Here is a 22634-nt window from a genome sequence, read left to right on the forward strand (position 1 = left end):
CCGCCCAGGGCGCAGGGCGGTGAACTTAATAGGGCGGGCACGGTGGAAGTGGAGAGCAGGAACGTATGAAGATCGCGATCCAGCATGGCCGCCAGCCGGAGACAGTCTCCGTGCGAAGACTGCACGCTCCGTCGAATCAGCTGCCCGGCGGCTGGGACTCCGGTAAACAGCGGCTCGTGATGGGCCACCCTGTTACGGAGTTCGTTGACGCGGCTAACCACCGCTAGCGCATAACCGCGTTGCCAGCGCTGACCGTCGCGTAGCGCTTGGGCGCGTCCACCGGGGAAAGCTCGATCGAGAACCCCACGCCACAACTCGTCATACCTGCACCGTACCCGTCGTGGTTGACGCCCGACATGATCACCTCGATCGAGGAGTCCGCGCCAAAAGCCGAACATGCAGCGCGCGATAACATCATCCGGGTGCTTCCTCGCCGCGGTACGGGCCCAGGCCTCACTGAGCTGTCTGGACGTTCGATCGTCAAGGTGCACCTCCTGGCTCGCGTACCACCGCGTCCCCCACCGGCGTGTAAGCTGCTCATTCATCGAATTGCGAAGGGCGGGCTCGAGAACCGCAAGATCGGCGAACAGCGCGAGTGCAAGTTGTCGATCCCAGCGCGCGATGGTGAGTGCCCGTGATCGGTCACCCGATGCCGCGGCAACGTAGGTATTCATATGTGACGGGGCTATCCATGCCCCATTTACCGGTGAATCATCGGAGTTGTTTTCCATTGGACGCTCCAAAGCTTTGGTGTTAGCCTGAGTGAGAAGTCCCCGGCGAATGCCTCTGTCGAACCTGAGTCGGCATGCTGCCGGGGTTTTTCTTTCAGTAAAGCCCGTCCGAGTGTCGCTGTCGCCGCCTCGGGGATGCAGTGTGGATAACTTGCTTTGAGCGCTTGAAATTAGGCGCGCGGCGGCCAGGGGAGCAGGCGTGAGGTCCGGGCGCGGTAGGCCGCGTAGCCGGGATATTTAGCGCCGGAGATGGATTCGGCCATCACCGTCGAGCCGATACTCTGTGCAGTGAGGAGCACGGTTCCCAGGATGGTCCAGGAGAACGGCTCTCCCACCGCAATGGCACCCAGCACATAGAACACCCACCACATCATGATCTCGCAGAACAGGTTGGGATGCCGGGAGAGGCGAAACAGGCCGGTGCTGATAAAGCCGTCGGCCAGCGGCTGTCCCGCGGCCACGGCGGCTTTCTTGCGCTGCTGGAACCGCCACTGCTGCCCATCGGCCGTGCCCTCACCCATCAGCAGGACGAGGAACACGGCGGCAAAAAGCCAGTCCGACCACCCCAGCGGGGTGCGGTGTTCGTATGCGGTCCAGGCGGGGAGCACCAGGAGCAGCAGGAGAGCCTGCTGGTAAACGCTAATAAAGAGCGCGTGGAAAAAGAACCACTGTGTGCGATTCAGCCTGTTGCGCACGGTGCCCCAGCGATAATCCTCGGCACCGCGTTTATAGCCACCCTTGCGGGCGTAGTTGAATGTGAGACGCACGCCCCAGGCGGTGGCGAGGATCGCCAGCAGATTCAGCCGGGGATCCGCGAGGCCCGCGGCCGCGGCAAACACCCAGCCATAGACGATCGGCAGGATCGACCACAACCGGTCGAGCCAGGCAGACGAGCCGGTGCGGGCGGTCACCGCCCAGCTCAGCACCGCCACCCCGGCGAAGATCAGAATGCTCACGAGTAGTGGATTGATCGCGGTCATATCCAACGCTGGTCTCCTTGCCCCGCGGAGCACCCCGCCCCGCTGGCCCCATTCTGGCAACGAGTGCGGGCGAGGGCAAGCACCACGGGTAAACCCGGCCGATCCGGGACCAATAATCTGCGGCTAGCGTGCCCGGGCTTCCGGGCGTCGAGACGATAGCCAGCTTGGACGTACACGCTGGTCCCTGAACTCAAGGGAGCCCATCGCCATGCGTCGTCGCCGAGTATCTACCGAGTTTGCCCCCGCGTTGCTGGCACTCGGTGCCACCCAGGTTCTTGCCTCCACCGCTGCCGGTTTGGCACTCACCGTGGTGACGCCGGTTGCGTATCAGTTGTCCCGGTCCGAGCAGATTGCCGGTCTGTCGCAGACGGCGATGATTCTCGGAGCGAGTCTCCTCACCCTCCCCATCGCCGCGCTCTCGCGGCGTCGGGGGCGACGCACCGCCCTCGGTACCGCGTTTTCCCTGGCCGCGCTCGGAGCTATGGGCACGGTACTGGCAATCACGGCCGAGTCCTGGCCCCTGTTCCTGATTGCCCTGGTCCTTATCGGGGGAGGTACCGTGGGCGCTTTAGCGACCCGCTTTGCCGCGGCCGACGCGGTTACCGATCCCATCCACCTGCCCCTGGCGATCAGCCTGATTCTCTGGGCGGGGACGTGTGGATCGCTGATTGGCCCGAACCTAATGAGCATGACGGGCGGGACCAAAATGGCACCGCCCTTTATCGTGTTGCTGGTCCTCTACGCTCTGGCGGCCAGTATTTCATTCCTCTGGGCACCAGCCGGAGCCATCGGAGCGGATGGGCGTAGACCCGGGGTGGTGCGACGAAATCTTCCGACGGTGTTGCGTCGCCACCCCGCGGCGATCTTTGCCCTGGTCCTCACGCTGGTCTCGCACTCGGTGATGATTGCCCTCATGGGGATGGCCCCCGTGCACCTGGTAATGGTGGATACCCCGGCCGGCCTGGTGGGGATGATGATGAGCGCCCATCTGGTCGCGATGTACGTCCTGAGCCCGGTTTTTGGACTGCTTGCCCGGTGGCGAGGCGCGCGGTTCGTGGGGCTCTGCGGGCTTGTGCTCTCCGGCACCGCGGCCGTCGTGCTCGCGCTGTCCCATTCGGGAGCGTCTTGGATGTTTACGACGGGGCTTACCCTGCTGGGATTTGGATGGTCAATGAGTATCGTGGCGGGCTCGGTGCTTGTCTCCGAGAGCATTCCACCCTGGGAGCGTGGACGGTTACAGGGTCTGATGGATCTCACCATGAACGTCTCCGGCGGTTGTGCCAGCATCATCGCGGGCACCCTGACGGCGGTCTGGTCATACGGGACACTCGCCTGGGCTTCCGGCGCACTGGCCAGTGTCACGCTGGTTCTGATCGGCGTCCTGCGCTTCGGAGCACCCCGAAAAGCGGTTCCCGAATAGGGGTAGGCTCCGGCGCTCGGCGAAATGCCGGGTGGGACGGATACCACGGCCGCGGGAAACGGAACCGCCCCCGGGACCGAGGACGGTTCCGGGGGCGGTGGCTTGCCTGGGGAGGGCGGTTAGATTGCTGCCTCGGACCAGGCGTCGTGGTTGCCGAAGCGGTGTGCGGTGATCGAGATGGCCTGCTCGTGCAGGAACGGCAGCAGCTCGATCCGGCCGGCCTCGGTGACCGGGTCACGGTAGAAGGCCAGCTCGGGGCGTCCACCGGCGGCGGCGTACTCGTCGCCGGTGCTCGAGCCGACCACGCGGATGCGGGCCAGGTCGGTGGTGGGCAGGGTGGCCAGCCACTCGGCATCGTTCTGGTTCGTGACCGTCAGACCCGAGGCGCGCAGCGCCGACTCCAGCGTTCCCGGCAGGGCGATTCCGGTGCTCACCGGGACGCTGCCTCCGGCGCGAACCGCGGCGATCAGCACACGCACGGCGTCGGTCAGGTTCGCGTTCTCGGCGATCCGCACGCCGGTGTGGGCGGGCAGGTAGCGGAACAGGTTACGCTCCAGGCCCAGGTCCGACACATCCGCGGCGATCCCAAACTCGGTGTCCCAGGCGGCCTGGTCGAGGGCGGCGGCACGCAGCAGGGTCTCGGTGTCGATGTCGCTGGCGGCGTTGATGATGCCGCGCACCCGCGCGTCCGGTCCGGTCTGCGGAACCACGGACACGGCGGCGGGGGCAAACGAACCCAGACCGAACAGGTAGTTGGGTCCACCGGCCTTGGCCCCGGCACCGATGGCCGAACGCTTCCAACCGCCGAAGGGCTGACGGCGCACGATGGCCCCGGTGATGCCGCGGTTCACATACAGGTTTCCGGCCTGCACGCCGTCCAGCCACACCTTGAGTTCGGCGGCATCCAGCGAGTGGAGCCCGGCGGTCAGGCCGTAGGCGGTGCCGTTCTGCACGCGGATTGCGTCTTCCAAGGTGGGGACGGTCATCACGCCGAGCACCGGTCCGAAGAACTCGGTGGTGTGGAAGCGGCTACCCTCGGCCACGCCGAGGCGCACGCCGGGGGAGTACAGCTGGCCCTCGTCGTCGAGCTTCTTCGGGGTCACGGCCCAGGTCTCGCCCGGTGCCAGTTCGTTCAGGGCCCAGGCAAGCTTGCCGGCGGCGGGCTCGATGATCGGTCCCACCTGGGCGGCGAGGTTCGTGGGCAGGTCCACGCGCAGGCTCGAGGTGGCGTCCTTGAGCTGGTTGATGAAGCGCTCGGAGCGTCCCATCTCGCCCACCAGGATCACCAGGCTCGCGGCCGAGCACTTCTGTCCGGCGTGTCCGAAGGCCGAGTAGACCACGTCGGCCACGGCCAGGTCGATGTCGGCGCTCGGGGTCACGATGATCGAGTTCTTGCCCGAGGTCTCGGCGAGCAGCGGGAGGTCCTGTCGCCAGGAGCGGAACAGCTCGGCGGTCTCAAACGCACCGGTGAGGATCACGCGGTCCACGTTCGGGTGCGCAATCAGCTGCTTGCCGAGGTCACCCTCGGCCACATCGGCGAGGATCAGCACCTCGCGCGGCACCCCGGCCTCCCAGAGGAGTTCGGCGATGACCGCGGCGCAGCGACGGGCCTGTGGGGCGGGCTTGAGGATCACGGCGGATCCGGCGGCCAGCGCGGCGAGCACCGAACCGGTCGGGATCGCGACCGGGAAGTTCCACGGCGGGGCAACCACGGTCAGGGTCGCCGGGGTGAAGTCGGCACCCTGGATACGGTCAAGGTCCTCGGCACGCTCGGCGTAGTACACGGCAAAGTCGATGGCCTCGGATACCTCGGGATCGGCCTGGTCCAGGCTCTTTCCGGTCTCCACGGCGGCCACCTCGATCAGCTCACCGCGGTGGGCCGACAGGTTGCGGGCCACCTCGCGCAGCACGCGGGCGCGCTCGGCGGATCCGGCACCGTGCCAGGCGGGCTGGGCGGCGCGGGCACCGGCAATCAGCGCCTCGACCTCGTCGCCGGTGTGGACGGCGGCCGCGGCGATCCCGGCCAGTCCCAGCTCGGAGGTGGGGATGCGGGCGGCGATCCGGTGCGCCCAGCGGATGTTATCGGGCAGCGAGGAGTCGGTATCCGGGGTATTGGCGAAGGCCGCGGCGGGGGTCGCGGGCACCTCGGTCAGGCGCGACTGGGTGCGGTTGGCACCGGGGACGGTCGCATCCACCGCGGCCAACGAGGCCAGGAAGCGGTTCTTCTCGCGGTCGAACAGCGAGGGATCCTTGGTCAGCTCAAACACCGCGGACATGAAGTTCTGCGGGCTGGCGTTTTCCTCGAGCCGGCGCACCAGATAGGAGATCGCGGCATCGAAGTTTTCGGGGGCGACAACCGGGGTGTAGAGCAGCAGCGAGCCGACATCCTTGGAGATCGCGGCGGCCTGACCCTCGGCCATGCCGAGCAGCATCTCGAACTCGACCCGGTTGGAGACCCCACGGGCCTCGGCCAGCAGGTGTGCGTGCGCGATGTCGAACAGGTTGTGGCCGGCGATCCCCAGGCGGACGGCGTCGGTGTGCTCGGGACGCAGGGCCCAGTCGAGCACACGCTTGTAGTTGGTGTCGGAGTCCTGCTTGGTGCCGTAGGTCGCGAGCTCCCAGCCGTGGGTGGTGGCCGAGACGGTCTCCATTGCCAGGTTGGCACCCTTCACCACGCGCACCTTGATGCCGGCGCCGCCGCGGGCCCGACGTGCCTGGGACCACTCGGTGAGCTCCTGGATCGCGCCCAGCGCATCGGGCAGGTAGGCCTGCAGCACGATGCCGGCCTCAAGGGTCAGGAACTCGGGGCGGTCGAGGATCGCCTTGAGGACATCGATGGTCAGGTGGAGGTCGTGGTACTCCTCCATGTCCAGGTTGATGAACTTGGGGGAGGGGGAGTTTGCGGCCAGCTGGTACAGCGGCACCAGGCGGTCCACGACCTTGGTCACGGTGTTGTCGTAGTCCCAGAGGCTCAGCTCGTTGACCACCGAGGACACCTTGATCGACACGTAGTCCACATCGGGGCGCGCCAGCAGCTCGCGGGTTCCGGCCAGGCGGCGGTTAGCCTCGGCATCACCGAGCACCGCCTCGCCGAGCAGGTTGATGTTCAGCCGGTGGCCGGCGGCGGAGAGGTGGCTGATGCCGCGACCGAGCTGTGTCGGACGGGCGTCAAGAATCAGGTGGCTGACCATCCCGCGCAGCACGCGGCGGGCAATCGGGACCACGATCCCGGGCAGGATCGGCGCAAACGCACCACCCAGCCGCACGGCGCCGCGCATGTAGGCGGGCAGGAATCGCGGGGTGTTCCCGGCCAGGGCACGCAGGTTCTTGGCGGCGACACCGAGGTCCTCGGGGCGGATGACCCGGTCCACAAAGCCCAGGGTGAAGTCGAGACCGGCGGGATCGCGCAGGGTTTCGGCCAGCAGGGTCGCCGAACGGCTCGGGGCGTGATCCTTGCTCTCGGTGAGCCAGCGGCGCACCAGGGCGACGGCGTCCTCGCCGGGCACGGTGGGAAGTTCTGTGGTCATGATGTTCCTGACGACGGGGTCGAACGCCGCCCGGGGCGGGAGGCCCTGCCAATCTACGCCCGAACTCACGCAAATTACTTGGCCAACTGAATGAGGCTTTAGGCTATCTCTAGGACTTTTGAACAATCAGTGAGGCGAGTGATGGTCATGACCGGCGAAGTGGAACTGCGCACCCTGCTGCACACGATCGGCGCGCCGCTGGCCCGGCTGATCACCGCGGGCAAAACCTCGGTCAGGCTGCGCACGAGTGCGGTGATCGAGGCGGACGAGCTGCGGACCCGCAGCGTCCCCGATGCCGATGTGCTGCTCCTGATTGGCGTCCGGGACGCGGGTCTTCCGGCTCTGGTACCGTTCGCCCCTGAGGGCAGCGTGCTCTTTGTGAAGCTCACGGGGGAGCCCGCCGCGGCGATCGAGGCCGCCCAGGAAAGTGGCGTCCACCTGGTGCGGGTGCACCCCGATGCCGGCTGGGATCAGCTGGCCGGTCTGGTGCAGCGGGTCCTCGGGCACACGGTGCTGCCGGATCCCGCCCGCGGTGAGGACGCCGGCGACCTGTTCGCGCTGGCCGAATCGGTGGCCGCCCAGGTGCGCGGGCTGGTGAGCATCGAGGGACCCGGCGGCGAGGTGCTGGCCTATTCGCGGGCGGTGGCCGGGGCGGATGAGCTGCGGATCTCCTCGATTCTCGGACGGCGTGGTCCCGCCGCCCAGATGCGGCGGCTGAGCGACGAGGGTGTGCTGAGCGCGCTGGCGCGGGAGGACACCGTGGTGCGGGTCCCGGCGACCGTCGATGGGCTGCGGCAGGAACGCCTGGCCGTGGGCATCCACGACGGCGGCGAATTCCTCGGCACGCTCTGGATTCAGCGCGGGATCGGACCCTTCGCCGCCGATGCCCCGGAACTGCTGCCCGGCGCCGCCCGGCTCGCCGTGCGCGGCCTGCGTGGACGACCCGGCGGACCCGGGATGGAGGAGCGCCTGGTGCGCGAGGGTCTCGGCCTGGGCACCCCCGGCACCGAGCCCACGGTGACCGACCGCTATGCGCTGGCGAGCCTGCTGGATCCGCGCGGCGGCGAGTTTCTCGCGGTGATCGGGTTCGCCCCCGACACCGCCGAGGGCCTGGACGAAACCGCGGTGGCCACGCTGACCGGATACCTGCGACTCTCGGCCTCGAGCGATCGCCGCCGGATCGTGGTGGGCACCCATCGCGGCAGGCTGTACGCGATCATCACCGGAACAGACCCCGACCGCCTGACCGAGTGGACCGAAGCCGCCCTGAACAGCGTGCGCACGCGCCTGCCCGGTGCGTTGCACGCGGGCATTGCCGAGGCCGAAGGCGGGTTTGCGACCCTGCCCGAGGCGCGGCTGAGCGTGGATCATCTGCTGGATACCGTCGCGCGCGACCCCGAACGCTTCCCGGCGGTGGTGACCCGTTCGGGCCTGCGCTCGGACGTGCTGCTGGGCGAGGTGACCGGCTGGCTTGCCGCGCGTCCGGACCTGCGCGATCCGCGATTGGAGGCGCTGCGCGCACATGACGCGACCCACGACGGAGCCCTGATCCCCAGCATCCGCGCGTACCTGGACGCGTTTTCGGATGTCCGCTATGCGGCCAAGCGCCTGGGGATCCATCCCAATACGCTGCGCTATCGGCTCACCCGGGCGCAGCAGATGAGCGGTCTCGACCTGGCCGATGCGGCAACGCGGCTGATGACCGCGCTCCTGCTGCGCCTACCCGCCGCCGACGACGAGGCGCGCTAGCCGGTAGTAGCTCCCTGCGAGCTTGTGAACGCATTGCACGGGCAATGAGCCGCCGATGCCGGTCTGCGGGTACGGGACTCGACAATGGTGCGGGACACGTGTGTGATTCCCGATTCCCCCGGCGTCCCGAACCTACTCGGTGAGTGCGGGATCCTGCGGCGCGGGCGGAGCCTCGGTCAGCAGCGGCAGTTCGACGCGGAACGTCGCGCCGCCGCCGGGGGTCTCCGAGACGGTGACCGTGCCGTGATGCGCGCCGATGATCGAGGCGACGATCGCCAGGCCCAGGCCGCTGCCGCCGGTCTCGCGGGTGCGCGAGGTGTCGGCACGCCAGAAGCGCTGGAAGATCTTCTCGCGCAGCTGCTCGGGGATTCCATCACCGTGATCGATGATCGCGATCGATGCTCGCCGGGTCTCCGGGTTGGCCGAGACGCCGATCTCGATCGGTGAGCTGGTGTCGGTGAAGCGCAGCGCGTTGCCCATCAGGTTGGTGACCACCTGGCGGATCTTATTCTCCTCGGCCAGCACGATCGCCGGGGTGTCCAGGGTGGGCACCGAGGACGCCGCGGGTACCGGCGATTCGGGCACCTCGGTGGCGACCGGTCCGGTGTTTCGGCGCGGACGACGCGCACGCAGCCGGGAAACCAGGGAGGTGGGGGAGGTGAACGGACCCGAGCCGTCGCCGCGCACCCGCGAGAGCGGACCGGTCCCGGTGCGCACCCTGCCCGTGGTGGTGGGCACCTCGGTCGTCGGCAGGTCGATGACCCGGGTGGGGTCCACCTGCGGGATCGCGGTTTCATCGAGCGGCGGACGGGTGAGTGCGGGTTCGCCGCCCGGCAGAATCTCGCCGGTTTGGGAGGTAGCAGCCGCGCCGGGTCGAGGTGTCGCACCCGCGGGGAGCGCGGGACGCGGCGGAGTCGCGGTTGGATACGCCTCGGCGGGCAGCGGGACGGGGCTCACCGGAACATACTCGTCAACCACGAGGGTCACCGTACGTCCCTGATCGGCCGCGCGGGCATCCATGACCGCGTCGCGAGCCAGCGCCGAGAGGTCCAGACGGCCGAGGTTCAGCGGCTTGGTTTCATCCAGGCGGGCGAGTTCCAGCAGGTCCTCCACCAGGCCACCCATGCGGATGGCCTCCTTCTCGATGCGCTCCATCGCCTGGCTGACATCCTCGGAGGACTGCAGCGCCCCCATCCGATACAGCTCGGCATACCCGCGCACGGTCACCAGCGGGGTGCGCAGCTCGTGGCTCGCATCGCCCACAAATCGGCGCATCTGGCCGATGGTTTTGGCGCGATCGGAGAAGGCCTGGTCGATGCGATCCAGCATCGTATTGAGGGAGCGGCTGAGCCTGCCCACCTCGGTATTGGGGGTGGTGACCGCCAATCGTTGGCTAAAGTCGCCCCCGGCGATGGCCGCGGCCGTGTGTTCAACCTCACGCAGCGGGGTAAAGGTCGAGGTCACCAGCAGGCGGGTCAGCGCGGCTCCAAACAGGATCACCGCAAGGCCCAGCCCAAAGAAGATGGTGAGGTAGGTCGCGATAATGTTCTCGGCCTCGCGGGTGCTCGTGGCTACGAGCATCACGCCCTGTTCCTCGGGACCGTCCTTGTACCAGACGGGGATCAGGACGGCGCGGAAGTGGGTGGACCCGTTGGCGCTGTCCAGCGCGAAGGGTGCCCGGCCGCGCGAGAGCGCGTCCTGGAGGTGAATGTTGGCGGGAATCTTGGGCACCACGCTGGGCGACTTATCGCTCCAGTTGGTCTGCACGAGCTTGCCATCATCGGGCCAGTAGAACGCGAAGTAGTAGTCGTTCGCGGTGGTCGACAGGCCGCCGGAGGAGGTGGATGACTGGTCGATCTTGCCAAACGTGGCCATCGACTCGGCCGCGGCCTTGAGCCGCTCATCCACCTGCCCCTGCAGTGCCGGACGCAGCATCGCCATGGTTCCGATTCCCGCCACGAGAATGCCGAAGGCCAGCACCAGTACGGTGACCCCGGTGATCTTGGTACGCAGCGAGATGGAGTGCCACCACTCGCTGAGGGAATCGTGCATGGAGATGAGCTGTTACACCTTCGAAGTCTTGAGCATATATCCGAAACCGCGCTTGGTCTGGATCAGGGGCTCCGCAGAGTACTGGTCGAGCTTGCGCCGCAGGTAGGAGATGTAGCTCTCCACGATGCCGGCGTCGCCGTTAAAATCGTACTCCCAAACGTGGTCCAGAATCTGTGCCTTGCTGAGAACCCGGTTGGGGTTCAGCATGAGGTAGCGCAGCAGCTTGAACTCGGTGGGGCTCAGTTCGATCGGGGTGTCTCCGACGAGGACCTCGTGGGTGTCCTGATCCATGGTGAGTTCGCCGGTGCGGATGATCGCATCCTCGTCGGCCTGCATGGTGCGGCGGAGGATCGCCTTGATCCGGGCGACGATCTCGTCGAGGCTGAAGGGCTTGGTGACGTAGTCGTCGCCGCCCACGGTGAGCCCGGTGATCTTGTCCTCGGTGTCATCCTTTGCGGTGAGGAAGAGGATGGGAGCGGTGTACCCGGCGGCACGGAGACGCTTGGTCACGCCGAAGCCGTTCATATCCGGGAGCATGACGTCGAGGATCATCAGGTCGGGCTCCTCCTCCAGGACGGCGGAGATAGCCTGAGCACCGTTTCCTACGGCGCGGACGGCGAAGCCTGCAAAACGCAGGCTGGTGGTCAGCAGGTCGCGAATGTTGGGTTCGTCATCAACGATAAGAATTCTGGGTCCGGTCATGTGCCCAGTATCTGCACAGTTCCTGAAAGAAGTCTGAGCGTTGTCGGGATGTCTGGGGATTCCCACCCGGGATTCGGCTGCGGCAGGGGCACCGCACACGCGGGCGTGCCCCCGCCGAGGAATCGACGAGGGCACGAGGCCCGGGGAGGCTATACCCAGGCGGGGACGTCGCTGAGTTCGGGGGAATCCGAGTCCAGGATCGTATACGAGTAGCCCTGCTCGGCCAGGAAGCGCTGGCGATTCAGCGCAAAGTCCTGATCCAGGGTGTCCCGGGCCACCAGCGTATAGAAGTGGGCGGTCTTCTTGACCGACTTCGGACGCAGCAGGCGGCCCAGGCGCTGGGCCTCCTCCTGCCGGGATCCAAACGCCCCGGACACCTGGATCGCGACCGAGGCCTCGGGCAGGTCCACCGAGAAGTTGGCAACCTTGGAGACCACCAGCACGTCCGAGACGCCGTCGCGGAACTCCTGGAACAGGCGCTCGCGCTCATCCACCGGGGTCGATCCGGTGAGCTGGGGAACCCCGAGCGAGGTGGCGATGTGATCGATCTGGTCGAGGTACTGGCCGATGATCAGGATCCGCTCACCCTTGTGCTTCTTGAGGATGCGGTTCACGATCGGCAGCTTGGCCTCGGCGGTGGCCGCCAGGCGGTAGCGCTCCTCATCCGCGGCGGCGGCATAGGCCATTCGGTCCTCATAGGGCAGGTCGACCCGCACCTCGAAGCACGCGGCCGGGGAGATGAAGCCCTGGGCCTCGATCTCCTTCCAGGGGGCGTCAAAACGCTTGGGGCCGATCAGGCTGAAGACGTCGCCCTCGCGCCCGTCCTCGCGCACCAGGGTCGCGGTAAGGCCCAGGCGGCGGCGGGCCTGCAGCTCGGCGGTCAGCTTAAAGACCGGTGCGGGCAGCAGGTGCACCTCGTCATAGACCACGAGGCCCCAGTCCAGCGCGTCCAGCAGGGCCAGGTGCGCGTACTCGCCCTTTCGGCGGGCGGTGAGGATCTGATAGGTCGCGATGGTGACCGGCTTGATCTCCTTGGTCGCACCGGAGTACTCGCCGATCTCCTCGGGGGTGAGGCTGGTCCGGCGCAGCAGCTCATCGCGCCACTGGCGCGCGGAGACCGTATTGGTGACCAGGATCAGGGTGTTGGTTTTGGCGGTGGCCATCGCGCCGGCACCCACCAGGGTCTTGCCGGCACCACAGGGCAGCACCACGACGCCCGAGCCGCCGTCGAAGAAGTTGTCGATCGCCTTCTGCTGGTAGCCGCGCAGTTCCCAGCCATCGGTGGCCAGATCGATCTGATGCGGGGTGCCGGGGGTGTACCCGGCGAGGTCCTCGGCGGGCCAGCCGAGCTTCACCAGGTCCTGCTTGAGCTGGCCGCGTGCCCACGGCTCGACCAGGTATACCCCGGCCTCCGGGTGTCCCACCAGGAGGGGCTGGATGCGCTTGGCGTGCGAGACCTCGCGCAGCACCGCCGCATCGTCGGAGCGCAGGATCAGCTCGCCCTCCTCGTTGCGGTCGATCACCAGGCGGCCGTAGCGGGAGACCGTTTCGGCGATATCCATGGTCACGCTCGGCGGAATGGCGAACTTGGAATAGCGTTCCAGGGTCGCGATCATGTCTTCGCCGGTGTGTCCGGCGGCGCGGGCATTCCAGAGCCCGAGGCGGGTGATCCGATAGGTGTGAATGTGCTCGGGGGCGCGTTCGAGTTCGGCGAAGACCGCGAGCTCGTGGCGCGCGTCTTCGGCCTGGGGGTGGGCGACTTCGAGGAGTACCGTGCGGTCGCTTTGAACGATGAGGGGGCCGTCTGACATAACCGCCAAGTCTACCCGTGTTTCCCGAGTCTCGGGAGGTGGACATGGCAAACGGGTGTGGTTCTCGCTCCCGGCGAACGGCCTGGATCCGGAGCCGGACACCTCGCCTCATCCGAGATCAGGTGCCCGGCGCGGAGTCTCGACTAGACCTCGGAGACCGTGGTGATGTTGGCGATCGGGAAGGTGCGCTCGGTATCGGCGGCCTTATCCAGTCCGCGCAGGCGACCGCCGGAGATTCCGGTGGGTTCCAGCAGGAAGGTGAAGTCACCGTGTCCGGGCATATGAACGGCGATGTTCAGGGTTTCGCGGGCGCGCAGGGCGGTGGCCAGGCGTCTCGTGAGCCAGGCGGCGTCGGTTTCGGTGGGGGTGTCCCGGGCGGCGGAGGTCAGGACATCGATCAGCGGACGATAGTCGGTTTCGGCGATCACGGCCACCGGTGCCACCCGACGGCGCGGGCGTCGCACGCTGCCCTCGATGGTGTGAGCCACGACCGGGTAGCGGGCATCGGTGAGTGCCCAGAACACCACGTCGGGATCGAATCGGGAGTGGGCGGTGACCGCCGAGTCCCGATGCAGGGCCAGCGCCGACAGGTTGCGATCCACGAGCATCTGGTCGAGGAGGGGCGACTCGGTCACCGTGAGCCTGCTCTGTCCGGAATCCGGACGCAGAATCAGCGAGCCGAACCGCTCACCGCCGCGGGCGATCAGATAGCGCACGGGCTGGGGAACCCCGGTGAGGGAGATCTGCTCGAGGAAGGTGGAGATCTCCTCGGCGGTGGTGCCGGCGCTCAGCCCGCGGATGATGCTGGCATCGCTCAACCGGTAGGTTGATGCCTCCGCCCGGTTTTCCAGGTCGGCGAATCCACGCAGGGTGCGTTCCAGGTGGGGGGCCAGGGTCCCGGGGATGATGATGCTCAGATCGTGTTGCAGGTAGACGCCGGTGATCGGGGCGGGGAACGCATCGACCAGTGCCTCGGCCAGATCCTCCGGGGTGGTCAGGACTCGGACACCGGGGATGGTGAGGCGCCCGTGGGAGAGCACCCCGAGGATCTCACCGCTGGTGAGGCGCTGCGCGAATGTCAGTCGAAGGGGATCGGTCGCGGCGGGGAACCCTGCATCCAACAGGGTGGCAAAGGGGGCGTTGAGTACCGCGAGCGAGGCGATACCTGCGGGGAATCCGGCGGCCCACGCCTCGGCGAGAACCCGCCACCGGGTCGGGGTGTCGAGCCCAAGCCAGGCTTCACCGGTGTCGGTGGGGACCCAGCCATCGCGGGTCAGCGTGACCAGCTGGGCATCGGCGGCGAGGGACATCAGGGCGGGAATGATCTCGGGGTCGAGGCCCAATTCGGTGCCGAGGCGTCGCAGCTCGGGTTGGGCCAGGCCGCCGCGTAGGAGTTCCCGGGCCGGGGTATCCCCGAGCCCGATCACCAGCTCGCTGAGGGCGCGCTCGCCGCGGGCAAGGCGTCCGGCGGGGGCGGGGTGTGCGGTGGCCGGCTCGGCGGGAAAGGTCGCCGAGGCGGTGCTTATCGACGAGGCCAGCCGGGTCACGGTGTCGAGAAACACGGGGGTCTGGTCCTGAACCACCAGGAGCGCCCGCTCGGAGAGCTCGGTGGTCAGCGCCGCCGAGAGTTCCGTGGGCTCCGCGTGAGCCAGCGCCCGGATGCGCTCCCGATCCAGGGGGGAGAGCGCCGCGCGGAGCGAGTCCTCGGCCAGCAGGAGCTCGGCGAGGTCAAAAAAATCGGTGAGCTTGGCGGCCGGCGGAACGCGGCGCAGCCGAAGGAGGACATCGAGGTCGGTTTCGGTGCGCGCGGAGAGCGCTCCCGCGAGAAGTCGGAGGTCGGCGACGCGAGGTTGCACGATGGGAGTCAGCTCCCGTTTTCGGAGCGTACTGCCTTCTTATTTGCGGCCGCGCGGCCTCGGCTGCCGATAAAGATCAGCACAAAGACGATGATGAACGCCGCCGGCAGGCCCACCCACGGCACAAACGCGATGACGCGCCAGAGCGGGGTGTCAAAGGATTCGGGGGTCATCCCGTTGGAGGAGCCGATGATGATGGCGAAAAACGAGATGATCGCCGCCGCCACAAACACCAGTAGGAGGTAGGCAAGGACGCGCTCGGTACGGGACACGCTGCGGGGCTCTTCGATCGTCACTCCCCAAGGATAACCCGCACCGGGGCACCGAGGCGAACGTCACGGTCCCGCCAATTCCAGAAAACAACCGGGATCACGGGTAAGCTGGGGCCGTGAACAACCCGTTCACGGCGGCGTCCAGCGATGCCCACCCAGACACAGTGGATCGCCCGTGGCGGTCCGCGCAACTCAGCGAGGTTTTCCCATGCCCACCGGCAAGGTCAAGTTCTACGACGATGACAAGGGTTTCGGCTTCATCGCCAGCGATGATGGCCAGGAGGTGTTCCTGCACGCTTCGGCGCTGCCCGAGGGCGTGAGTACGGTCAAGCCCGGCAGCCGGCTGGAGTTTGGAATCGCGGCGGGAAAGCGTGGAGCGCAGGCGCTCTCGGTCCGGCTGCTTGAGGCGCCGCCGAGCCTGGCGCGGATGAAGCGCAAGAACGCCGACGACATGGCGATCATCATCGAGGACGTCGTGAAGGTTCTCGATGGCGTGGGGTCCAACCTGCGCAAGGGCCGCTATCCCGAGGGTTCACAGGCCAAGCTGGTCGCCCAGGCGCTGCGCCGGGTGGCCGACGAGCTCGACGCCTAGGCGCGAGCGACCCCAGTTTTCCGCCATCGTGCGGCACCCAAGAGCAAGGAACACCCAGTGACTTCAGAAACCGACAACCTCGAGCACGACGCGAACGTGCACACCGACGGTACGACGGACACTGTGCCCGCGCAGCGGGCAGACGCCGGGTTGGCGGATGTCGAACTGGCGCAGACCCTGACCTCGGTGCGTGCCACCGAGGCATCGACCGAGCCCGAGGCACCGGCGACGCAGGACGCCTCCGATGGGGCCGAGCCCGCCGACGCGGAGGCGGGACCCTCCGAGATTTCGGAGAGCGCGGAAGATTCGGAGGAGGACGGCGCGGAGGAGGCCCCGGTGGTGTTCGAGGCCGATCCGGTCTTGGCAGTAGCCGTGGATGTGTCGCGGGCCGCGCTGCTGGAGGTCATCCCCGAGGCTCAGGTGGGACGTCACATCGGTCACCGGGTCGAGGGCGAGCGCGTGCTGTCGATGCTGTTCGAGAATCGACTGCCCGGATATCCGGGTTGGTTCTGGAACGTGACGATCGCCCGCGTGGACGAGGACGCCGAGCCCAACGTGCTGGAGATCTCCCTGATCCCCGCCGACGGTGCCCTGCTCTCGCCCGAGTGGGTTCCGTGGTCCGAGCGCCTGGCCGAGTATCGTGCGAGCCAGGCCGCCGCCGCGGCGGCCGAGGCCGAGCTGGCGCAGCTGCGCGCGGAGTCCGGCGAGGAAGACGACCACGACGAGGACGACGATCACGACGACGAGGACGACGACGACGAGTTCGACGAGCACGGCCGTCGCGTCCACGGCGGCGACATCGACGGCGTGGATGTCGACCAGGTGCAGGACGAACACGAGTCGGATGACGAGGACTCGGATGATGACGAGGACGACTTGGATGACGAGGACGACTCGGACGATGACGATGACGATGACGATGTCTCCGACGACGACGATGACGAAGAAGACGATTCGGATGACGAAGACCACCCGTCCGACACGGACGACGATGCCGAAGAGCACGACGATGCCGGAGGTTCCGACGCATCCGACGCTGATTCCGAGCCGGTAGCGTCCTCCTCTCGGGGACGCACTCGGAACCGCTCCCGTAATCGCCGCGCGCGCCACGCCACCGGCGATGAGGACATCTACGGCGACCTGGTCGAAGACGAGGACGACGAGGGTCCCGCCTCGTTCCGCTAGGCCTCAACGCGCCGGAAGACGACGTCCCTCTCATCTTCTCCACAAATAAACGTCCCCCGCATCCATCTGGATGCGGGGGACGTTTATTTGTGACGGACCTCCTAGAGGGCGCCCACCACGTAGTCGATGCTCGCGGTCAGCGCGCGCACGTCGTCGGGATCGATTGCGGTGAAGGTGGCCACGCGCAGCTGGTTGCGGCCGAGCTTGCGGTAGGGCTCGGTGTCCACGATCCCGTTGGCACGCAGCACCTTGGCCACGGCGGCGGCGTCGATGCTGTCATCAAAGTCGATGGTCGCCACAACCTGCGAGCGGTGCTCGGGGTTTGCCACGAACGGGGTGGTGAAGGAGTTCTTCTCGGCCCACTCGTACAGGTGGCCCGAGGACTCCTTGGTGCGGGCGTCGGCCCAGGCGAGACCGCCGTTGGCGTTCATCCACTGCACCTGGCTGTCCATCAGCACCAGGGTGCTGAGCGCCGGGGTGTTCAGAGTCTGGTTCAGGCGCGAGTTGGTGACCGCGTTGGCCAGCGAGAGGAACTCGGGGATGTAACGACCCGATGCGGCGATGCGCTCGATGCGCTCGATCGCGGCGGGGGAGACCACGGCGAACCACAGTCCACCGTCGGAGGCGAAGTTCTTCTGCGGGGCGAAGTAGTAGACGTCGGCCTGAGCGGTGTCGAAGTTGATACCACCGGCGGCGCTGGTGGCGTCGATCACGGTCAGCGCGCCGGCGTCGCCGTGCACGCGGGTGACCGGGGCCGACACGCCGGTCGAGGTCTCGTTGTGCGGCCAGGCGTACACATCCACGCCCTCCACGGCCTCAAAGTCGCTGCGCGACCCGCCCGGTGCGGTGCGTACATCCGGAGTCTGCAGCCAGGGCGCGGCGGCCGCGGCGGCGAACTTGGAGCCGAACTCGCCGAAGCTCAGCAGCTGGGCGCGGTTCTCGATCAGGCCGAACGAGGCGGCATCCCAGAATGCGGTCGATCCACCGTTGCCGAGGATGATCTCGTAGCCCTCGGGCAGCGAGAAGAGCGAGGCGAGACCGTCGCGGACGCGGCCCACGAGGTTCTTGACCGGTGCCTGCCGGTGGCTGGTACCAAGCAGTTCGGATCCGGCGGCCAGCAGGGCGGCGCTCTGCTCGGGGCGGATCTTGGACGGGCCGCAACCAAAGCGGCCGTCGGCGGGCAGGAGGTTGGAGGGGATCGTAATCTCAGGCATAACCAGATTCTAGAGCGGAGAAAGGGGGTGCGTCAGCGATGTTGTTGTCGTTCGTCACAGATATGGTTAGAAGTGCACGGAACAACCGTTGCACGGCGAGGCGCTCCGGTATGTTCCCAGCAAGGAACGGCTAAGCTAAGTGCGACCCCCGAGGGCTAGTAGGGAGACCCAATGACCGATCTCATTGACACCACTGAAATGTATCTGCGAACCATCCTCGATCTCGAAGAAGAGAACATCGTGCCGCTTCGCGCGCGTATTTCCGAGCGACTCGGGCACTCCGGGCCGACGGTTTCGCAGACGGTTGGCCGGATGGAGCGCGATGGACTCGTGGTTGTCTCGGGCGATCGTCACCTGGAACTGACCACCGAGGGCCGCCGCAAGGCAGTCCAGGTCATGCGCAAGCACCGCCTGGCCGAGCGTCTGCTCAGCGACGTCATCGGACTCGAGTGGGAACTCGTGCACGATGAGGCCTGCCGCTGGGAGCACGTGATGAGCGAGCAGGTGGAGCGCAAGCTGCTCGAGGTTTTGGACCACCCCACCGAGTCGCCCTACGGCAACCCGATCCCCGGTCTGGCCGACCTGGGCGGACCCGAGGCCGTCTCCTTCACCGAGGGTGTCTCCAGTCTGGTCCAGCTCGTGGCCGACACCACCTCCCCGGTGAGTGCCCGCATTCGCCGCCTGAGCGAGCCGGTGCAGTTTGAGCCGGAGCTGCTGCTTCAGCTCAAGCAGGCCGGCGTGATGCCCGGCCAGACCGGAACCTTCACCTCCGCAGGTTCGTACGTTCTGGTACGAGTTGAAGGTTTCGGTGACGGACTGGAACTGCCCACCGAGGTGGCCGCCCACATTTACGCCGAAGCGCTCTAATCCGCGCGATTCCGGCGATCCCGAGCCCCCGTCACCCCGTGTGGCGGGGGTTTTGCGTTGTAGGGAAAACATAAAAAGACTGTTGGACGTTACCAATTTGTTAGAAATATCCCCCTGGAAGATGACAACCGTCTCAATCTCGCGTACTGTCGGTTGAGTCCGATGGTTAAACCCAGACCGCAGGACCCATCATGAGGCGCTCTCCCGTTCGTCTCCTCATGATCGAGACTCCAAGTATTCTTGAAGTAGACGAACGGTGAAATCGTGCCTCGCACGGTCGCCGTCGGGAGGCGCCGGAGGAAGTCACTTTGACTGAAGCAGGAAACAACGAGTCGAACGCAGACTCATTGACCGCGGCTCGTTCGCAGACGCTCAGCCGTCGAGAGACCCGACTCGCACGTGAAGCCCAGGCCCCCGAGCCGCAGCTCACCCGCACCGTCCAGACCAACGTGCCGACCGCCCCGCGTCGCCGTTGGGGCTCCACGCTCGCCGTGGCCCTGGCCGTCCCGGCACTGTTTGGAACCGTTGCCCTCCCCGCATACGCCGCAGGTCTGCCCGGCCAGAAGGACCCCGCCTCGGGGAACACCGCCGCTGGCAACCCGCAGAGCTTCGCGGTGGACTCGGCCGTGGCCGAGACCGCCGACCTGGCACGCGGTGGATTCGATGCCACCAGCTCCGCCGAGCTGGCAGCGAACGCCACCGCTCGTGCCCAAGCAGAGGCTCAGGCCCAGCGCACCGCGACCGCCGCCGCCAGCCGCGCCGCGTTCGCCGCCAACCAGACCGCGTACACCGGCCCCTCGGCCGACCAGCTGCTGGCCTCCAACGCACCGACCCCGTCGTACAGCCTCTCGGCCGTCTTCAGCGAGGCGCTGAAGTACCAGGGTGTCCCGTACGTTCTCGGTGGTGCCACCCCGGCCGGCTTCGACTGCTCCGGTTTTGTGAAGTACGTCTTCGCCAAGTTCGGCATCGCCCTTCCCCACAACGCCGACACTCAGGGTCGCATGGGTACCAAGATCAACGTCGCCGACGCCGTCCCCGGAGACCTCGTGGTCAGCGCCGGACACATCGGCTTCTACGCCGGTAACGGCATGATCCTGCACGCATCGCGTCCGGGTGTTCCGCTGCGGATCGGTCCGATCTATGCAAAGAGCTGGTCGATCGTTCGGATCGCGGGCTAAGCTTCCTGCATTGTTCATCGGAAATGGCGCAATTTCTTCGGAAATTGCGCCATTTCTGTATTAGGGTGAGGTCGTTACCCGTTGTAAGGAGCGGAAGCACATGATCCGAATACCCGGAGTCCGACCCACGGACGTTCCTGGTGTGCAGGAGAGTGTGTTTACCTTCCGGAGTGGGGTGGGTAGTCACCCCGAGTTTTGGCGCTGTCGTAAAGACAGCGCCATTTTTGTTTTCCGGGGAAACCGTGTCTTGCTCGGGACTGTTGTCGAATTACCTAGAAGCCGTCCAGGCCATTCGCGAGGGAGAACCACTCATGCGCACACTCATTTTGAACGCGGGATACGAACCACTCGGGATCGTCTCGTTTAGACGAGCACTCGTGCTGGTCATGAACAATAAGGCCACGGTGCTCGAGGTTGATATCGAGCATCCGGTCTGGACCTCGGAGGCGGAATATGCTCGCCCCCTGGTGATCGTCCTCGGCACCTACGTGCGTCTGCCGCGGGTGCGTCGAGTGCCGGTGAGCCGGCGCGGGGTGCTGCGCCGGGACGACTTCCGCTGTGCCTACTGTGGGGCCTCGGCGAACACCATCGACCATGTCATTCCGCGATCGCGTGGCGGTGCCGGCAGCTGGGAAAACCTGGTGGCCTGCTGCATGCGCTGCAATAACCTCAAGGCCGACCGCACCCCGCGCGAAATGGGCTGGAGCCTCAACCGCGCCCCGCGGCCCCCGCGTGGTCCCTCGTGGACCGTGCGCGGAGCGGATCGCGCCGTCCCCTCCTGGGAACCATATTTGGAGAGTCACCTCGCCGCCTAGCGGTGGATAATAACCGGCCGGACACCCATTGGGGTCCGGCCGGTTTTTGCTCTATCCGCATCCTCAAGGTGCGATTGGCGACACCCGCACAAACGAGATAACGCATATCGGTATTTTGAATGCAGATATGTCATTGATTTGTGTGTGATGTGTCTCGGCGAGGCGGTGCCACGAAAAGAGCACGCCCCGGATGCGCGGTTTCGTGTCGATCGCCGCTGACTGCATGACGACAATCACCAATACAAAAAATGAGGAGCCTCTCGTGTTGAAAAAAACACTGTCCGCCGCGATTGCCGCGGCTCTAGCCCTGGGCGGGAGCTTTGTGGCCGTTTCGGCCGCAACCGCCGCGCCGGAGTCCGACGCCGTCACCACTGCGCAGGGCAGGGCCGCCGCCACTGCGGGAGGCCGACTGATCGGCCCGTGGGTTGCCGCCAGCAATTACGGTTACTCGAAGTTCGGCATCGTTCAGACGCCGGTTCAGGGGAAGACCTATACGTCCAAGCCGGGGCAGGTGTTTCCAGATAGCCCGCAGTTCACATTCCCCGCGCTGGAGAGCGTCGGGCCGATCACCGGGACCGGCCTGCTGGGGTCGCTCTGTGTGACACGTTCTGAGGTGAAGAACAACGCCCAGGTGACCGCCGAACTGTGTAATGGTGGCGCCGACCAGGACTGGGCCATGGTCAAGGGGCCGATGGGCTCGGGATATCACAACAGCTGGTTTATGGCGATCCCGAATCGCCTGTCGGATGGGCTGTCGTTTGCTCCGACGCCCCCTGGCACCGCGGCCCCTAGCCCCTGGTCCGTGGTTCGACTGAGCCCGTACGGTAACCCGTTTGGTCTCGACATCACCAAGCTTTCGGCCGCCACCGGACTTACCGCACAGGTGACCTCGGTTAACCAGGATGCGCGAACCGCCGAAGTCTCGGGGACCGGTCAGCCCGGTGTCACGATCCGCCTGGAGTTCCCGGTCGGCATCACCACGGATGTGGTTGTCGGAGCCGATGGAAACTGGAACGCAACCGTGTCGGATCTCCTCACCGGCGACAACACGATCACGGCCAGCCAGTTTGTCTCGGGTGTGCAATCGGGTAACAGCATTCCGATGACCGCAACCATCACCGCCGGCGCGCTTACCGCCACGGTGCAGGCGGTGGACAACTCGGCGCGCACTGCACTCGTGGGTGGTACCGGAGAGCGTGGAGCCACCGTCAACGTTCTGGTAGATGGCGTGCAGCGCAGCGCACAGGTGGATGCCCTCGGAAACTGGCAGGTATCGCTGTCGAATCTGAAGACCGGACTGAACCTGATCTCGGTGACGCAGACGCTGAACGGTTCCACCTCGGCTCCGCTCGCCCTGTCCGTGGTCATTTACGAGACCACGGGTCCGGTAACCTCCTGGGCCAGCATCGAGTCGGTGGACTCCGGCACCCTGACCGCGGTTGTCACGGGAGCGGATGCTCCGGGAACCGTGGTGATTCTTCGGGGGATTGGCGCGGAGGTTCGGGTGACCACCGGTGCCGATGGGCACTGGCGGACCACCATCTCAAACCTCGCCCCGACCGGCCCCAACACGCTCATCGTGAGTCACATCCTGGATGGTGTCGAGAGCACCGTGGCACAGCTCACGGTGATCGTCAACTAGAACGTCCCAGGTTCGAGACTGCCCGCTCACCCCGTTGAATT

General features: G+C 66.6%; 17 protein-coding genes. 8 read left to right on the plus strand and 9 right to left on the minus strand.

Annotated elements, in window-relative coordinates:
• Positions 1-223 precede the first annotated feature (223 nt).
• Both C7C57_RS03370 and C7C57_RS03375 read right to left on the minus strand, forming a co-directional pair.
• A complete protein-coding gene (locus C7C57_RS03370) occupies positions 224-418 on the minus strand; it encodes a hypothetical protein (RefSeq protein ID WP_187977583.1) in 195 nt (64 codons plus the stop codon).
• Positions 419-901: 483 nt separating this feature from the next.
• Positions 902-1711: a DUF1295 domain-containing protein gene (locus C7C57_RS03375; protein WP_255505761.1), complete on the minus strand. Its 810-nt coding sequence runs from the start codon at positions 1709-1711 to the stop codon at positions 902-904.
• Positions 1712-1919: 208 nt separating this feature from the next.
• Here C7C57_RS03375 and C7C57_RS03380 point away from each other — a divergent pair, with 208 nt between their 5' ends.
• Positions 1920-3131, plus strand: a complete 1212-nt coding sequence (locus C7C57_RS03380) for an MFS transporter (RefSeq protein ID WP_187977584.1) — start codon at positions 1920-1922, stop codon at positions 3129-3131.
• A 119-nt stretch (positions 3132-3250) separates the two neighbouring features.
• Here the strand turns inward: C7C57_RS03380 and C7C57_RS03385 are convergent, their stop codons facing one another.
• Positions 3251-6658 (minus strand): proline dehydrogenase family protein, encoded by a 3408-nt coding sequence (locus C7C57_RS03385; RefSeq protein ID WP_187977585.1) that lies wholly within the window; start codon positions 6656-6658, stop codon positions 3251-3253.
• 147 nt (positions 6659-6805) lie between these two features.
• Between C7C57_RS03385 and C7C57_RS03390 the strand changes: the two genes are divergently transcribed.
• Positions 6806-8407: a CdaR family transcriptional regulator gene (locus tag C7C57_RS03390; RefSeq protein ID WP_187977586.1), complete on the plus strand. Its 1602-nt coding sequence runs from the start codon at positions 6806-6808 to the stop codon at positions 8405-8407.
• A gap of 132 nt (positions 8408-8539) precedes the next feature.
• Here the strand turns inward: C7C57_RS03390 and C7C57_RS03395 are convergent, their stop codons facing one another.
• From C7C57_RS03395 to C7C57_RS03415, 5 genes are all read right to left on the minus strand, one after another.
• Positions 8540-10459 carry a cell wall metabolism sensor histidine kinase WalK gene (locus C7C57_RS03395; RefSeq protein ID WP_187977587.1) on the minus strand — a complete coding sequence of 640 codons (1920 nt, stop codon included), beginning with the start codon at positions 10457-10459 and terminating at the stop codon, positions 8540-8542.
• Positions 10460-10471: 12 nt separating this feature from the next.
• The gene (locus tag C7C57_RS03400) at positions 10472-11161 is read right to left on the minus strand and encodes a response regulator transcription factor (RefSeq protein WP_030148243.1); all 690 of its coding nucleotides are present in this window, start codon (positions 11159-11161) and stop codon (positions 10472-10474) included.
• A 149-nt stretch (positions 11162-11310) separates the two neighbouring features.
• Positions 11311-12972 carry a DNA repair helicase XPB gene (locus C7C57_RS03405; protein ID WP_121687331.1) on the minus strand — a complete coding sequence of 554 codons (1662 nt, stop codon included), beginning with the start codon at positions 12970-12972 and terminating at the stop codon, positions 11311-11313.
• A 143-nt stretch (positions 12973-13115) separates the two neighbouring features.
• Entirely contained in the window at positions 13116-14828 is a 1713-nt protein-coding gene (locus C7C57_RS03410) for a helicase-associated domain-containing protein (protein WP_187977588.1), read from the minus strand.
• An 8-nt stretch (positions 14829-14836) separates the two neighbouring features.
• Positions 14837-15124, minus strand: a complete 288-nt coding sequence (locus C7C57_RS03415; RefSeq protein WP_187977589.1) for a hypothetical protein — start codon at positions 15122-15124, stop codon at positions 14837-14839.
• A gap of 184 nt (positions 15125-15308) precedes the next feature.
• On the opposite strand from C7C57_RS03415, the gene C7C57_RS03420 reads away from it, so the two are divergent.
• Both C7C57_RS03420 and C7C57_RS03425 read left to right on the plus strand, forming a co-directional pair.
• Complete coding sequence (locus C7C57_RS03420; RefSeq protein ID WP_030148247.1) at positions 15309-15692, plus strand: cold-shock protein; 384 nt, start codon at positions 15309-15311, stop codon at positions 15690-15692.
• A gap of 57 nt (positions 15693-15749) precedes the next feature.
• Entirely contained in the window at positions 15750-16877 is a 1128-nt protein-coding gene (locus tag C7C57_RS03425; protein WP_255505762.1) for a DUF3027 domain-containing protein, read from the plus strand.
• A gap of 101 nt (positions 16878-16978) precedes the next feature.
• Here C7C57_RS03425 and serC read toward each other — a convergent pair whose 3' ends face one another.
• Positions 16979-18091 carry a phosphoserine transaminase gene (gene serC, locus C7C57_RS03430; RefSeq protein ID WP_187977590.1) on the minus strand — a complete coding sequence of 371 codons (1113 nt, stop codon included), beginning with the start codon at positions 18089-18091 and terminating at the stop codon, positions 16979-16981.
• Between the two features lie 171 nt (positions 18092-18262).
• Here serC and C7C57_RS03435 point away from each other — a divergent pair, with 171 nt between their 5' ends.
• From C7C57_RS03435 to C7C57_RS03450, 4 genes are all read left to right on the plus strand, one after another.
• On the plus strand, positions 18263-18958 hold the full coding sequence (locus tag C7C57_RS03435; RefSeq protein ID WP_187977591.1) for a metal-dependent transcriptional regulator: 696 nt from the start codon (positions 18263-18265) through the stop codon (positions 18956-18958).
• 308 nt (positions 18959-19266) lie between these two features.
• Positions 19267-20136 carry a C40 family peptidase gene (locus C7C57_RS03440; protein ID WP_156027488.1) on the plus strand — a complete coding sequence of 290 codons (870 nt, stop codon included), beginning with the start codon at positions 19267-19269 and terminating at the stop codon, positions 20134-20136.
• A 311-nt stretch (positions 20137-20447) separates the two neighbouring features.
• Positions 20448-20951, plus strand: a complete 504-nt coding sequence (locus C7C57_RS03445; protein WP_030148252.1) for an HNH endonuclease — start codon at positions 20448-20450, stop codon at positions 20949-20951.
• 262 nt (positions 20952-21213) lie between these two features.
• Positions 21214-22593 carry a hypothetical protein gene (locus C7C57_RS03450; RefSeq protein WP_187977592.1) on the plus strand — a complete coding sequence of 460 codons (1380 nt, stop codon included), beginning with the start codon at positions 21214-21216 and terminating at the stop codon, positions 22591-22593.
• Positions 22594-22634 lie beyond the last annotated feature (41 nt).

It is taken from the genome of Mycetocola sp. JXN-3 (assembly GCF_014522285.1).
Classification (GTDB): Bacteria; Actinomycetota; Actinomycetes; order Actinomycetales; family Microbacteriaceae; genus Mycetocola; species Mycetocola saprophilus.